This window comes from Nocardia flavorosea (assembly GCF_015477805.1).
Lineage (GTDB): Bacteria > Actinomycetota > Actinomycetes > Mycobacteriales > Mycobacteriaceae > Nocardia > Nocardia flavorosea_A.
This window is the reverse complement of the sequence record NZ_JADLQL010000002.1, coordinates 49,641-64,327: the sequence shown is the minus strand read 5'-3', so window position 1 is coordinate 64,327 and position 14,687 is coordinate 49,641. Positions and strand designations below refer to the sequence as shown.

The window sequence follows — 14,687 nt, the reverse complement described above, 5'->3', positions numbered from 1 at the left end:
TTGCTTTTGCACCCTGTGCGCTGAGGACCGCGCTGCGGTTATCGTTTACGGGTGGATGCATTGGCCGCGTTGCTGGAGGGTCCGCGGGCACGGGATGCCTTCGTGCTGCGGTCGATGCTCAGCCCGCCGTGGTCGCTGCGGATTCAGGACGAGTCGCCGCTGACGCTCGTTACCGTGGTCCGGGGCTCGGCATGGGTGCTCACCGCCGACGGCGAGACGCGGCGGATCGCGGCCGGGGATGTCGCGGTGTTCCGGGGACCGCAGCCCTACACCGTTGCCGACGATCCCGGAACCGAACCGCAGATTCTGATCAATCCCGGGCAGGTCACCACGACTGTGGACGGGGAAGTGCTCTGCGAGACGATGAGTCTCGGGGTCCGGCAATGGGGTAACGACCCCGCCGGGGAAACAGTTCTGGTCACCGGGTCCTACGAATATCTGGGCGCGGTGAGTCGGCGCCTGCTGCGTGCGCTGCCGCCGATGCTGGTGCTGCCACGCGGCCGTTCCGATGATCGGCTCCTGGCCCTGCTGACCGACGAAACCGTCAAAGACCTGCCCGCCCAGGGCGTAGTGCTCGACCGCCTGCTGGACCTGCTGCTCATCGCGACCCTGCGCACCTGGTTCTCCGGCGCCGACGCACCCCCGTGGTACCACGCCTACGGTGACCCGCTGGTGGGCAAGGCCCTGCGGCTGCTCCAGCACAACCCCGCCCACCCCTGGACCGTGGCTGCGCTGGCCCAGGAAGCCGGGGCGTCGCGGGCTGCGCTGGCCCGCCGGTTCACCGAACTGGTCGGGGAACCACCCATGGCGTTCCTCACCGAATGGCGTCTCGATCTGGCTGCGGACCTGTTGCAGGGCACCGAGGACACGGTCGAGGCGATCGCCCGCCGGGTCGGGTACGGGAGTGCGTTCGCCTTGAGTACCGCGTTCAAACGCCATTTCGGGCTCAGCCCCCGAGAACACCGGACCAGCGGAGCTGCCGCGGTCTCCTCGGCCAGTTGACGCCGGCACCGGATCCGGGCACATCGGCCCGACCCGGGTACCACGTCGCCACGGCGAGACCGATCGGCCGACCCGGTATCGTCGGCCGGGTGACGACGCAGTATCCGGTGCTCTGGCCGGTGCCCACCCGCTGGGCCGATAACGATCACTACGGGCACGTGAACAACGTGACCTACTACGCCTACTTCGATACCGCCGTCAACGCGTGGCTCATGGACGCGACAGGTACCGATATTCGCGAGTTGCCCGCGATCGGGATCGTCGCGGAGACCTCCTGCCGTTTCCACGCCTCCCTCAGCTTTCCCGACCAGCTGCGGGTCGGCTTGCGGATCGCCCGGCTGGGCCGCTCCAGCATCACCTACGATCTGGCGATCTTCCGCGTGGCGGGCGAGGATCTCGAACCGGCGGCCACCGGCAGCTTCGTCCATGTCTACGTGGACGAGACGACCCGGAAACCGGTCGAGATCCCCGAGGTCATCCGCACTGCCGCTCTGACACTGGTCACCGACGACACCGAGCAGTAACCGCCCCGCGCTCGGTCGACGCCGTCCCGGGGCGGCCGCTGAGAAGCCCACCGGCACAGCGGGAGCGTGGTTATGGCCGAACGGCCGGCACCTGCGCAGTTGCCCGGTAGATCGCGCCGTCGTTCGGACGTCTCGGAGCGAACCGCTGGGCCTGCGGTGCTGTCAGGAGGCCGGGTTTTCGAGGGCGGCCTGGAAGCGGCGCATACCGCGGATCCAGCGGTCGTAGTCCGAGCCCTTGTTGCGGTACATCTGCAGGACTTCGGGATGCGGGAGGATCAGGAACTCGCCGGCCGCGACCCCGGCCAGGACCGTGTCGGCGACCTCTTCGGCGCTGAGTACGACGCCCGCGGATTTGACGGCGGTGATCGCCAGGCGGCCGGCTTCGGCGTTGTTCTCGGGGATCATTCCTTCGTGCAACAAGGCCGTGTCCACGCCCATCGGGCAGACGCAGCTCACGCCGATCCCCTTGTCGCCGTAGGTGATCGACAACCACTCCGCGAAGCCGACAGCGGCGTGTTTGGAGACCGAGTACGGTGCGGAGCCGAGTTGGGTGAGCAGGCCGGCGGCGGAGGCGGTGGAGACGAAATAGCCGCGGCCGCGTTCGAGCCAGCCGGGGACGAGCAGGCGAGCGGCGCGGATATGGGCGAGGGTGTTGATCTCGAGGGCGGCCGACCATTGCGCGTCGGTGCTGTCCAGGCCCGCGCCGCCGCCGATACCGGCGTTCGCGAAGTAGAAGTCGACCGGGCCGAACGACGATTCCGCAGTCGTGATCAGCTGCGCGATCACGGCATCGTCGGCGGCGTCACCGCTTGCGGAGATCGCGGCGGGTCCGATCTCGGCGGCCACCTTCGCGGCGGTGGCGGGGTCGAGGTCGGCGACGAGCACCTGCGCCCCGTGCTCGGCGAGCCGGTGGGCCAAGGCTGCGCCGATTCCGGATCCGCCGCCGGTGACGATGGCGGTCCGGCCCGCGAATGTGTCGTCTACTGTGCCTGTGCTCTCCATATCGGCACCCTAGCCCGTGGTGCGACACAAGCCTAGGTATGTCGCTTAATAAGTGTTCCGGCGCCAGGTCGACGCGGTTCAGCCGGGCTCGGCCAGGCGCCGCAGCAGGGGCGCGGTGCGCGGACCCACCAACTCCTGCATCACCAACGTCATATTCGTGCGGACCACGCCGGGGATCTTCAGTATCTGGCCGGCGATGCGATAGAGGTCGTCGGCGTCACGGGCGACCACGCGGACCGTCAGGTCGGTGGGTCCGGTCATACCGCAGACCTCGGTCACCTCCGGCACTTCGGCCAGTTCGTCGACCACCGCATCGAGGCGGTGCTGGTCCACCACCACCGCGACGAACGCGGACAGCCGGTATCCCAGCGCGCGCGGCTGCACCCGGAGTTCGAAACTGCGCAGGACGCCGGCGGCTTCCCAGCGGGCGAGCCGGGCCTGCACGGTGTTGCGGGAGAGTCCGAGCCGGGCGGCCAGTTCGACGCCGGTGGCGCGGGGGTTGGCGGTCAGTTCGAGCAGCAGCCGCGCGTCCGTGGCGTCCAATACCGGGTCGGCACTTTCCTGACTGGTCATAAAGCGCAGTATGACAGCGACTGGCCGGTGAAAACCGTGCGAGATGCTCAGTTGCCGGATCGAGACTTGCGCAGTTCGCCAAAGCGTGGATGCTGTGTGTTGTAGGCCACATCAGCGCGTGACCCGCGTGAGGAGGCGAGGCCGATGCCCGGCACAACCGAGTATCCGGTGCAACTGATCCAGCCCGACGGCGCCCGGGTGCACAACCCCGAATACCAGGCGTTGGTCGCCGATATCGGGCCGGACGAACTATGGCAGCTCTACGAGGACCTGGTGGTGAGCCGGCGGATCGATACCGAAGCGGTCGCGCTGGCCCGGCAGGGTCAGCTCGGCCTGTGGGCGCCGGGGGAGGGGCAGGAAGCCGCACAGGTCGGGTCTGCACACGCGCTGCAACCCGACGACTACATCTTCAGCAGCTACCGCGAAGCGGCTGTCGCCTACTGCCGCGGCGTGGATCCGGGCGTCATCACCACGATGTGGCGCGGGGTCGCGCATTCGTCGTGGGATCCGGCCGAGATCAATATGACCAACCCGGCGATCGTGGTGGGCGCACAGGGCCTGCACGCCACCGGGTACGCCTATGCCGCCCACCTCGACGGGGCGGAGATCGCCACCGTCGCCTACTTCGGCGACGGCGCCACCAGTCAGGGCGATATCGCCGAGGCACTGACCTTCGCCTCCACCTGGAGTTCACCGGTGGTGTTCTTCTGCCAGAACAACCACTGGGCGATCAGCGAACCCGTCCATCTGCAGAGCGCGACCCCGATCGCGCAGCGCGCGGTGGGGCACGGAATCCCGGCGAGCCGGGTGGACGGAAACGATGTGCTGGCAGTCCTGGCGGTCACCCGCCGCGCGGCGGCTCGAGCGCGTACCGGCGGCGGGCCGTCGTTCATCGAAGCCATCACCTACCGCATGGGTCCGCACACCACCGCCGACGACCCGACCCGCTACCGCACATCCGCGGAAACCGAAGAATGGGTTCGCCGCGACCCGATCCTGCGGATGCGGCGGCTGCTCGAACGCGAGGGCCTGTTCGATCCGGGGGCGCAGCGGCGGGTGGACGATCGCGCGGACGAGGTGGCGCACCGGGTCCGGGCGGCCACACTCGGCATGCCCGATCCCGACCCGCTGGAACTGTTCGACCACGTCTACGCGACCCCGCATCGAGCCGTCGCGGCCCAGCGCCGCGGCTACGCCGAATACCTGGCCGACGATCCGGCCACCGGCGGGCATGCTGCGCCTACCCGGCGCGAGGAAGGAGTGCGCTCATGATCACCACATTCGCCGCGGCGCTCAACGCCGGGTTGCGCACCGCCCTGGAGGACGATCCCAAGGTGGTGCTGATGGGCGAGGACATCGGCCGGCTGGGCGGCGTGTTCCGGGTGACCGATACGCTGCAGAAGGATTTCGGCGACCGCCGCGTGATCGATACGCCACTGGCCGAATCCGGCATCGTGGGCACGGCTTTCGGGATGGCGCTGCGCGGCTATCGGCCGGTGTGCGAGATCCAGTTCGACGGGTTCGTCTACCCGGCATTCGATCAGATCGTCTCGCAGGTGGCCAAGATCCATTACCGGACGCGCGGAAAGGTGAGCGCGCCGTTGACGATCCGTATTCCGTTCGGCGGCGGGATCGGATCGGTGGAGCATCATTCCGAATCGCCGGAGGCGTATTTCGCGCATACCGCGGGCTTGCGGGTGGTTTCGCCGAGCAATCCGGCGGACGCCTACACGATGATCCGGCAGGCGATCGCACTGGACGATCCGGTCATCTTCTTCGAACCCAAACGCCGCTACTGGGACAAGGCCGAACTCGACCCGGCGGCAACCGATCCCCTGCCGCTGGACCGGGCGCGAGTCTGCGTCCCCGGCTCCGACGCCACTCTCGTCGCGTACGGGGGGACGGTCGCCACCGCGCTCGCTGCCGCGAAAATCGCCACCGAAGAGGGGCTTTCGCTCGAGGTGATCGATCTGCGCAGCCTGGCGCCGCTGGATATCGACACCATCGCCGAATCGGTGGACCGGACCGGCCGGTTGATCGTGGTGCACGAGGCGCCGGTCACCGGCGGAATCGGCGCGGAGATCGCGGCCCGGATCACCGAACGCTGTTTCTATCGACTCGAGGCCCCGGTCCGGCGGGTCGGCGGATTCGATATTCCCTACCCTCCGGCTAAGCTCGAAAAGCATCACCTGCCCGACCCGGACCGCATCCTGGCGGCGGTCGACAGCACGCTTGCCGCCTGAGTGCCCCGCCCCCTGACGCCCAGCCGGAGGTGCCCACCGTGGACGATGCCGCAACCGCCGAATCCGGCGAGATCCTGGAATTCCGGCTGCCCGATCTCGGCGAGGGCCTCACCGATGCCGAACTGCAGAACTGGACCGTCGCGGTGGGCGACGAGGTCGAACTGAACCAGACCATCGCCGAGGTGGAAACCGCCAAGGCGGTGGTCGCACTGCCCTCGCCGTTCGCGGGCACCGTGGTGGAACTACTTGCCGAACCCGGCGCGACGGTCGAGGTGGGGGCGCCATTGCTGCGGATCCGGACCGCGGCACCGGCGGCCGGCGGTCGTACCTCGGTGCTGGTCGGATATGGGCCGGAAAACCAGGACCAGCCGTCCAGGCGCCGGCGCCGGGCGGCCCGGCAGGCGCCCGGAGAATCGCAAGAGCCAGGGGTCGCGGCAATTTCCTACCGGAACGGTGTTATCGGCGTGGACACCGGTGAGTCGGGTGGCGCGGGGGCCGCTGCCGGCGGTTACGCGGACGAGTCCGCCGCCGTGCGGGCACGTGCGGCCGGTGCGGAGTCCGCAGAACAGGCCGGTGGACCGCGGGGCGGAAGCGCCGGCGGTTATCGAGGTGAGCCGGCCGATTCGCGGACCGTCGAGCTGGGGCGCGAATCGGCAGAAACCGTCGGCGGCACAATCGATTTCGCGGCAGGGGAGGAGTCCGGACCGCGGCGTCAGCCCGACGGGGCCGAGGGTTTCGGCACTGGGCGGGTCGCCGCCACGCCCGGGGCCCGCAAGCTGGCGCGTGAACTGGGGATCGACCTCTGGCATGTCGCCGGTTCGGGCCCGGAAGGAGCGGTCACGGTGGCCGACGTCCGCGGTGCCGTACCGGTTTCCGAGCCCGACCGCCGCGAACATGACGGCGCGGAATCCGCACTGGGGCAGCAACCGGCCCGCGGGACGGTTCGGGAAGAACGCACACCGATCGCCGGGGTACGTAAACGGACCGCGGCGGCCATGGTCGCCAGTGCCCGCACCATCCCGCAGGCATCCACCTCGAGCGCCGTCGATATCACCGCCTCGCTGGAACTGCTGGAACACCTGCGTGCCACCAAGGGCTTCGAAGGACTGACCCTCACACCGTTGGCGCTCATCGCCAAAGCCGTACTGGCGGCGCTGGCCGAATACCCTGGTATCAACACCTTTTGGGACGAAGCGAATTCGGAGATCGTCACCCGGTATTACGTCAACCTGGGTATCGCGGTGGCCACCGAACGCGGACTGCTCGTTCCCAACATCAAAGACGCGCAGACGCTGAGCCTGCGGGAACTGTGCCGCGAGATCGGCTGGCTCGCGCAGACCGCGCGCGACGGCCGGGCGGGCCCGGCCGATCTGCGCGGGGGGACGTTCACCGTATCCAATGTCGGCGTGTTCGGCGTCGACTCCGGAACGCCGCTGGTCAACCCGGGTGAAGCCGCGATCCTGTGTGTCGGCGCGGTCAGTGCGCGGCCGTGGGTCTTCCGCGGTGAACTGGCAGTGCGCTCGGTGGTCACGCTGACCCTGAGTTTCGACCATCGCATGATCGACGGCGAACTGGCCGCCCGGTTCCTGGCCACGGTCGCCGGGGCACTGGAAGATCCGCTGACCTTGCTGGCGCGAATCTGAGCAGGCCCGGCGGTAGATGAATTTTCCGGTGGCCGCATGGACGCCCCCGGCCACGCCCGCGTACGGTGACCAAACCTGTTCCAGACTCTTTGACGAGGAGCTGCGGTGAACGCGGTACTGATCTCGGCTGAAGAACTCCGTGAATCGATGGAAGCAAACCTGCGCCTGCTGGATGTCCGCTGGCAGCTGGGTGACCCCGAGGGGCCACAGCAGTACCAGAACGGCCACATCCCGGGCGCGGTGTTCGTCGACCTCGATACCGAACTCGCCGCATTGCCCACCCCGGCCCTCGGCCGGCACCCGCTGCCCGATCCCGAGCAGCTCCAGAAATGTGCTCGCAGCTGGGGGCTGTGCGCGGGCGATCCCGTCGTGGTCTACGACGCACTCGGCGGTATGTCGGCCGCGCGGGCGTGGTGGCTGCTGCGCTGGGCCGGGATCACCGATGTGCGCATCCTCGACGGCGGGCTGCCCGCGTGGCTGCGCAGCGGGGGCGACCTCGCGACCGGAGTGGAGCCGGACCCCGAACCCGGCGATATCGAACTCGAACCCGGCCGGCTGCCGGTGATCGACGCCGACGCCGCCGCCCGCTGGGAAGGCGTGCTGATCGATGCCCGGGCAGCCGAACGGTATCGCGGCGAACAAGAACCGGTGGACCCCCGCGCCGGCCACATACCCGGCGCAATCAGTGCCCCGACCAGCGAGAATCTCGATGAGGACGGCTGCTTCCTGCCGCCGGAGCTGTTGCGTCGGCGCTACCGCGATATCGGCGACGAACCGGTCGCGGTGTATTGCGGCTCGGGAATCACCGCCGCGCATGCCATCGCGGCACTGGCGGTAGTGGGCGTGGAGGCTGCCCTGTATCCGGGTTCCTGGTCGCAGTGGGCGCACGATTCGAAACGGCCCGTGGCGACGGGAGCCTGATCGGGCCGCGTGCGACCGGTGATCCGCGCCATTGCAGATCAGTCGCACCGTGCCGCGATATCGCGCAATACCGCGTGGTCGGCTCCGGTGACCGGAAGCTGATAGCGCACGGCGACGGTGAGGTATCTGCCCGCGTAGTAACAGTGGCCCGGACGCGACGGCGGTAACCACTCGGCGGGGGTGCTGTCGCTTTTATCGGTATTGGTTGCGCGGTCGGTGACCTGCAAGTTGTAGTCGATATCGTTCGCGAAGCGGATGCGCTGGGCGGCCGGCCACGCAGCGGCTCCCATATCCCAGGCAGCGGCCAGCGGATAGATGTGGTCGACCGGCAATTGCCGGGCGTTCTCCTTGCTGAACACGGTCCGGTTGCCGGTGTACGGATCGGCCAGGGTGCCGGACTGCACGACACATCCCCCGGTGCCCGGCCGGTAGGCGACGTCCACCAGTTGACGGGCCAGCACATTGTTGCGGGTATCGCATCCGTCGTGACCGCCGGGGCCGTCGTGATCGTCGGACCAGGCCGGTCCGAAAACGCACCCCTGTCCGGCTCCGCAATCACGCTCGTAACCGGCGGTGTGCGGGCGTTCCGCAATCACGCGGACCGCGGCGAGTAACTGTTCGAGCTGGGCGCGCCCGGGACTACCCGGTGCGGGCCGCAGGCCCGGCGGGACCGCGCAGGCGGTGAGCAAGCCGATCGAACAGGCGGTGAGCAGTGCGAAAACCCTGTGAATCTTCCCCCGTGTCATCACGGTTACCGGTATACCCGACGGCGCCGACAGGTTCCGCCGGCACCCGGTGGATCACAGCCAGGCGCGGGCCAGCAGTTCGTCGTTGTCGACCCCGCTGATCCGTGGTGGGAAACGGGTGGCGGCCAGCGATTCGATATGCACCCCGTCGTGGCCGATCACCCAGGAGCCGCCGCTGTCGAGGCATTCGGCGATCTTGGCGAAGGCCGTGAGCAGGAAGGTGATGGCATCCTCGGGCCGTTCGGTGTGGGCGAGCCGCTGCGATTCGCCGGGCCGGGACAGGTCCAGCCAGACACCGCACTGGCCGTCCAGCCGCATGCCGACGATCTTGCCGGCATCCACGAAGGTGAATTTGCGCCGTTCCCAGGGTGTGGTCGGCGTGTAGCTCTGCTCGAGAACCTGGAGCAGAATTGTCATACTGCTGCCCTCCGCTGTTCGGTGACGCCGCTGTGTGCTGTGGGGACCGCCGCTTCCGGGCCGGTGTGTGCCGCCTGCCGGGTGCCGCCGCTGACGCGGGACAGCTCGCCCGATGCGGGCTCCGCCCGCCATCCATGCCCGCCGGGCTCCGCCCGGCGGGCATGGATGGCGGATAACAGCGGTGACCAGCGGATATTTCCCAGTATGTGCCGTTGTCGTGGATAAATCCAGAAATGGCTCGGCGCGCCGGAGCGGGTGCCGGCCGGGAGGGGCGGGGACGGTTCACGGCGTGTCGGAGCCGGCTGATTTGATGGGGTCATGTTGCACGGACTGTGGTCGCCCGGAGCCGGGCTACTGCTGTGGCGTGCCCCGGGCGAGGAAGGTGAGCCGGTCGGGGGCCTGCTCGGCTCGGTACTGGCGGAGTCGCGGTTCCGGCACCGCGCCGACGTGCTCCTGGTCGACGAGGCCGGGGCTCGGCGGGAGACCGTGCGGGCCCACGCGCTCGCGCCCGCCGCCGCGGCCGCCGCCTTGCGGCAGCGGTTGCCACCCGCGGCCGTCGCCGGTGATCTGCGATTCCTCGCGCACCTCGCGTCGGGTCTGGAACGGTGGATACGCGCGGGCGCGGTGGTACCGGAACTGCGGCGCGAGGAAGGCCGGTGGTGGGCGCGCTGGCGGCCGGCCGGGGGATCCGGCCAGCGCGCCTGGCTGGCCGAACTCGCGGCGCTGGCACCGCCGGCGTTGCGCGTCCCGGGTGAACCGGCCGATGTGCTCGACGATATGGTCACCGAGCTCACCGATCCGATGGTGCGCGAACTGCTCGCCGCCAAGCCCCATCCACATCCGCTGGCCCACGCGCTGGCCATGGACGTTGCGGTGGAAACGGGCAGCCACCAGGCGGCCGAGGTGCTGCGGCGGTGGCGGGAGACCCGGTCCTCCGATGAACCCGAGCTGGTGCTGCGGCTGTGCGAACCGGACGGCGAATTCGCCGAAGTACCCGCCGATTCCGCGCTGTGGCGGCTGGAGGTCTGCCTGCGCGCCGACGGTGCGGCACCGCGGCCGATTCCGGTGCCGGGAATCGCGGACGAGGTGCGTACCGGCCTGGAATGGCTGGGTAAAGCCCAGCGCGCCTACCCCCGGCTCCGCGACGTCCCGGCCGACCCGCACAGCCTCGACCTGCTGTTGCCGACAGAGGTGGTTTCCGATCTGGTGGCGCACGGCGCGCAGGCGCTGTCGGCCGCCGGGATCCCGCTGCTGCTGCCGCGGGCCTGGAATATCACCGAACCCAGCCTGCGGCTGCGGGTGAGCGGTGCCGCGGTGCCGGCCGCCGAGAGCACGGTCGGGCTGGACGGACTGGTGTCCTATCGCTGGGAGCTGGCACTCGGCGATACCGTGCTGTCCGAACCCGAGATGCGGCAGCTGATCACGGTGCAATCGGATCTGGTGCGGTTGCGCGGGGAATGGGTGCAGGCCGACCACGGTGCGCTCGCCGCCGCCGCGAAATTCGTCGCGTTGCACACCGGCGACGACGAGATCACCCTCGCCGATCTGATCGGTGAGATCGCCGGGAACCAGGTCGGGCGGGTACCGCTCACCGAGGTCACCGCGCAGGGGTGGCCCGCGGATCTTTTCGACCCCGGTCGCGCGCAGGAACCGGTGGCCGCCCCGGCCCGGCTGAAAGCGCAGCTGCGCCCGTACCAGGAGCGCGGGCTGGCGTGGCTGGCCACGATGAACCGGCTGAACTGCGGGGCGATTCTCGCCGACGATATGGGGCTGGGGAAAACGATCCAGGTCCTCGCGCTGCTGCTGCACGAACGCGAAGGCGGCAGCGCCCCGCGCCCGACGGTGCTGGTGTGCCCGATGTCGGTGGTGGGCAACTGGCAGCGGGAAGCCGCCCGGTTCGCCCCGGACCTGCGGGTTCTGGTCCACCACGGGGCCGGCCGGGCCCAGGGCGGGAAACTGGACGAGGCCGTCACCGATGCCGATCTGGTGATCACCACCTACGCGCTGCTCGCCCGCGATATCGCCGATCTGTCCCGGCAGCAGTGGGAGCGGGTGGTCCTCGACGAGGCGCAGCACATCAAGAACGCCGCCACCCGGCAGGCGCGGGCGGCGCGGGCGTTACCGGCCCGGCATCGGCTCGCGCTCACCGGCACCCCGGTGGAGAACCGGCTGGAGGAACTACGTTCCCTCTTCGACTTCGCCGTACCGAAACTCCTGGGCAGCCCGCAGACGTTCCGCGCCCGTTTCGCCGTGCCGATCGAACGGGAGAACGATCAGAACGCCGTCACCCGGTTGCGCGCCGTCACCTCGCCGTTCCTGTTGCGGCGGGTGAAAACCGACCCGGCCGTGATTGATGATCTTCCGGAGAAATTCGAGATGACGGTCCGGGCCAATCTCACCGTCGAACAGGCGGCGCTGTATCAGGCGGTTGTCGAAGATATGCTCGAGAAACTGCGCGACGCCAAAGGAATGGCGCGCAAAGGTGCCGTACTCGGTGCACTCACCAGGTTGAAGCAGGTGTGCAACCATCCTGCCCACTTCCTCGGCGATTCCTCCGCGGTGCTGCGCCGGGGCGCGCATCGCTCCGGCAAGCTCGCGCTGGTCGAGGATGTGCTGGACGCGGTGCTCGCCGAAGGGGAGAAGGCGCTGCTGTTCACCCAGTTCCGGGAATTCGGGGAGCTGATCGTTCCGTATCTCGCCGAGCGTTTCGGCAGCCCGGTCCCGTTCCTGCACGGCGGGGTCGCCAAGAAGCGCCGCGACGGCATGGTCGAGGCATTCCAGCGGGCCGACGGACCGCCGCTCATGCTGCTCTCGCTCAAGGCCGGCGGTACGGGACTGAACCTGACCGCCGCGAACCATGTGGTGCATCTCGACCGCTGGTGGAATCCGGCCGTGGAGAACCAGGCCACCGATCGCGCGTTCCGGATCGGGCAGCAGCGCACGGTGCAGGTGCGCAAACTGGTCTGCGTCGACACGATCGAGGAGCGGATCGACGAAATGATCACGGGGAAACGCGAACTCGCGGATCTCACGATCGGGGTCGGGGAGAACTGGATCACCGAACTCGGCGACGACGAGCTGGCCGGTTTGTTCCGCCTGGGTGCCGAGGCGGTGGGGGAGTGATGGCCGATTTCGCCGAATACGGTAAGCGCCGGCCGGTAACCGGCGGGGTGTCGGCCCGCAACCGCCGCGGTGGATTCGCCCGCAACTTCTGGGGCAAGGCCCTGCTCGACGTGATGGAACGGCTCGCCGATCCCGGCCGGCTCGCGCGCGGGCGCACCTACGCACGGGCCGGTCAGGTGGTGAGTTACCGCATCGAACCGGGGCTCGTCACCGCCGAGGTGCAGGGCAGCCAGCCGCGTCCGTTCACCACCACCTGCGAAATCCGCCGGTTGCGGCCGGAGGAGGTGGAACTGGTGGTGGAGGTGATCCGGTCCGCGCCGGGCATGCTGGCCCGGATCGTATCCGGCGATCTGCCCCGCGAACTGGCCCCGCATCTGGTGCCGGACACCGCCGCCGATATCGACTTCGGCTGTAGCTGCCCGGATCCCGGCTGGCCGTGCAAACACGCGATCGCCGTCGTCTGCCTGCTGGCCGAACGGCTCGACGAACACCCCCGCGATCTGCTCGCGGTGCGCGGGTTGACCATCGATCGGCTGATCGGCGGCGTCGAAACGGCCACCGAGCAGGTGGACGAAACCACCGACCCCTACGGCAACGCACTCGAACTACCCGAGCTGCCCGTCCCGCGCGGCGGCCCCGTGCTCGACGAGTTGGATCCGGCGCTGCTGCGACGTGCGCTGCGCATGCTCTGCGGCGACGAAACCACCGCGGCCGCGGGGAATCGCGCCCTGGTCACGATGTACTCGTCGATGACCGAGCGATAGAAACCGCCGATATCCGATGGTTATCGCGGACCAGATAGTTGCTCCGCTCCCGGAACCCTCCTGAGGCGCCGGGATCGGCCGGCAACCGGTTCGGGGCGCGCGACGGTGGCATACCACCCCGTCCCTCAGAGCCACCGAGTCGGGGGCTGCCGGCATCACCGTCCTCGACACCTGGTGGCAGTGCGCCGAGGGTGGCCTTCGCGGCCGGTATGCCGGGATCCGAGGCCTGGGATCGACGCCCCGCGCCGAAGCGATGAATCGGTCACCGGGCAATTGGCCCGGCCGTTGCCGCGGCTCAGTCCAGCCGGTAGACCCGCTGTGCGTTGGCCCGGAAGACCTTTTCCAGTGGTGCCGAGTCGCCCAGGTGCTCGGCCAGGACGGTCGCGACCGCCTCAGCGCTGCCGGTGATCGAGGTGATAGGCCGGTCGACGGGGAAGTTGGATCCCCAGATGAGGCGATCGGCGCCGAAGGTGTCGGCGGCGTGCCGCAGCAGCGGGCCGATCCGGTCGGTGAGTTCGGGGACCGGCGTCGGGGTGCCGGCGCGCGGTACCGGATGCCCGAGAATCGGCATCATCAGGCCGCTGACTTTCGCCACTACATTCGGGGATTCGGCCAGGTCGGCGATATCGGTGCGCCAGCGTTCGAGAATTCCGGCGCGGGCTTCGGCGTCACGGCCGGTGTGTTTACCGACCGGGCCGAAGATCCCCGCGGGCGTGCCCAGGTGGTTCAGGACGATCGTCGCCTCCGGGTAGCGCTGGGCGAGGGCGGTCACCTCCGGGATCTGATGCGAGTACACCCAGGCTTCGAAGGCCAGATCGCGTTCGACGAGCGCGGCGAAACCGTCGAGGAACGCCCGGCTGCGGAGCGCGTTCGGTCCGTCGGCGAAGCTGCGGATTCCGGTGTCCGGGTGCTGCGCGACCATACTGCGGATACCGCGTACCAGCGGCGACGCCGACAGGTGGGCTTCGAGGAGTTCGGTGAATCCCGGATCGGCCGGGGAACCACCACCGCTGACCGCCGCGAGCGCGGGAGTGTCCACACCGAACGGCAGGGCGGTGACCCAGCGGGTTTCCTCGGCCTTCGGCCCGGCCCACTCGACCTCGATATGCACCACCGATTCGACCGGCAGCGCCCCGGCGTCGGTGCGGTAGTCGGCCGGCAGATACGGACCCAGATATGCCGACGGCTCGCCGACGAACTCCCGGTCGCGCCGCGATGCCAGCCGCACGGCGAGCCCGAGCGGCAGCGGGAGGGTGCGCAGCAGTCTGGCCGTCCGGCTGAACTCGCGTGGGTTGCCGAACGGGTCCCACTGGTGGATATGTGCGTCGATGATCCGGATATCGGCGATGTCCATGGCGCTGCCGGCACCTTCCTGCGATGGTCGTCGGTTCGCGGGCCCGAGCGTAGCGCGTGACCAGCGCCGGTGGGCAGGTTTGCTCGCGCGCCGCGTACGCCGGGGCCCGGGGCGGCATACTGGGTGCTGTGGCCGAACAGGATTCGGCGCCGGAAGCGTCGCAGCAGGGGGGCCGGGGTGAGTCGCGCCCCGCTGTCCCCGTGACGCCGATCGCGCACGATCCGGGTATACCGGGCAACCGTGGCAGCGGCGACCCGCGCGCTGCCGGCCATTCGGCGGCGGAAGCCGGGTCCGGCACTCACGGCGCTGGATCGCCGGCCGGAGCCGATCGCAGTACCGATTCCATGGGGCCGGTCGAGTCCGGGCCTGGATACG

The 14,687-nt window shown here is 69.3% G+C and carries 13 protein-coding genes; 8 read left to right on the top strand and 5 right to left on the bottom strand.

The genetic code is table 11. The annotated features are described in order from the left end of the window. The first annotated feature begins 51 nt into the window (after nt 1-51). Nucleotides 52-1,002, top strand: a complete 951-nt coding sequence (locus tag IU448_RS09300; protein WP_195055199.1) for an AraC family transcriptional regulator — start codon at nt 52-54, stop codon at nt 1,000-1,002. A gap of 89 nt (nt 1,003-1,091) precedes the next feature. Continuing rightward, the gene (locus IU448_RS09295; RefSeq protein ID WP_195055198.1) at nt 1,092-1,526 is read left to right on the top strand and encodes an acyl-CoA thioesterase; all 435 of its coding nucleotides are present in this window, start codon (nt 1,092-1,094) and stop codon (nt 1,524-1,526) included. A gap of 162 nt (nt 1,527-1,688) precedes the next feature. On the opposite strand, the gene IU448_RS09290 is transcribed toward IU448_RS09295, so the two are convergent. Together IU448_RS09290 and IU448_RS09285 are read right to left on the bottom strand one after the other, a co-directional pair. After that, on the bottom strand, nt 1,689-2,528 hold the full coding sequence (locus tag IU448_RS09290) for an SDR family oxidoreductase (RefSeq protein WP_195055197.1): 840 nt from the start codon (nt 2,526-2,528) through the stop codon (nt 1,689-1,691). Nucleotides 2,529-2,606: 78 nt separating this feature from the next. Continuing rightward, nucleotides 2,607-3,101, bottom strand: coding sequence for an Lrp/AsnC family transcriptional regulator (locus IU448_RS09285; RefSeq protein WP_195055196.1), 495 nt, complete (start codon nt 3,099-3,101; stop codon nt 2,607-2,609). 144 nt (nt 3,102-3,245) lie between these two features. On the opposite strand from IU448_RS09285, the gene pdhA reads away from it, so the two are divergent. The 4 genes from pdhA to IU448_RS09265 all read left to right on the top strand — a co-directional run bounded on the left by pdhA (nt 3,246) and on the right by IU448_RS09265 (nt 7,908). Next, nucleotides 3,246-4,373, top strand: coding sequence for a pyruvate dehydrogenase (acetyl-transferring) E1 component subunit alpha (pdhA, locus tag IU448_RS09280; RefSeq protein ID WP_195055195.1), 1,128 nt, complete (start codon nt 3,246-3,248; stop codon nt 4,371-4,373). Continuing rightward, on the top strand, nt 4,370-5,344 hold the full coding sequence (locus IU448_RS09275; protein ID WP_195055194.1) for an alpha-ketoacid dehydrogenase subunit beta: 975 nt from the start codon (nt 4,370-4,372) through the stop codon (nt 5,342-5,344). The genes pdhA and IU448_RS09275 overlap by 4 nt, the downstream gene beginning before the upstream one ends. 38 nt (nt 5,345-5,382) lie before the next feature. Continuing rightward, nucleotides 5,383-6,987 (top strand): dihydrolipoamide acetyltransferase family protein, encoded by a 1,605-nt coding sequence (locus IU448_RS09270; RefSeq protein WP_195055193.1) that lies wholly within the window; start codon nt 5,383-5,385, stop codon nt 6,985-6,987. Nucleotides 6,988-7,092: 105 nt separating this feature from the next. After that, nucleotides 7,093-7,908 carry a sulfurtransferase gene (locus tag IU448_RS09265; protein ID WP_195055192.1) on the top strand — a complete coding sequence of 272 codons (816 nt, stop codon included), beginning with the start codon at nt 7,093-7,095 and terminating at the stop codon, nt 7,906-7,908. A gap of 38 nt (nt 7,909-7,946) precedes the next feature. Here the strand turns inward: IU448_RS09265 and IU448_RS09260 are convergent, their stop codons facing one another. Both IU448_RS09260 and IU448_RS09255 read right to left on the bottom strand, forming a co-directional pair. After that, entirely contained in the window at nt 7,947-8,654 is a 708-nt protein-coding gene (locus IU448_RS09260) for an HNH endonuclease family protein (RefSeq protein WP_195055191.1), read from the bottom strand. Nucleotides 8,655-8,708: 54 nt separating this feature from the next. Beyond that, nucleotides 8,709-9,071, bottom strand: a complete 363-nt coding sequence (locus IU448_RS09255; RefSeq protein WP_195055190.1) for a hypothetical protein — start codon at nt 9,069-9,071, stop codon at nt 8,709-8,711. A gap of 318 nt (nt 9,072-9,389) precedes the next feature. Between IU448_RS09255 and IU448_RS09250 the strand changes: the two genes are divergently transcribed. After that, entirely contained in the window at nt 9,390-12,194 is a 2,805-nt protein-coding gene (locus IU448_RS09250; RefSeq protein ID WP_195055189.1) for a DEAD/DEAH box helicase, read from the top strand. Continuing rightward, nucleotides 12,194-12,958 (top strand): SWIM zinc finger family protein, encoded by a 765-nt coding sequence (locus IU448_RS09245; protein WP_195055188.1) that lies wholly within the window; start codon nt 12,194-12,196, stop codon nt 12,956-12,958. The genes IU448_RS09250 and IU448_RS09245 overlap by 1 nt, the downstream gene beginning before the upstream one ends. A 295-nt stretch (nt 12,959-13,253) precedes the next feature. Here IU448_RS09245 and IU448_RS09240 read toward each other — a convergent pair whose 3' ends face one another. Further along, on the bottom strand, nt 13,254-14,312 hold the full coding sequence (locus IU448_RS09240) for an amidohydrolase family protein (protein ID WP_195055187.1): 1,059 nt from the start codon (nt 14,310-14,312) through the stop codon (nt 13,254-13,256). Nucleotides 14,313-14,687: the final 375 nt, after the last annotated feature.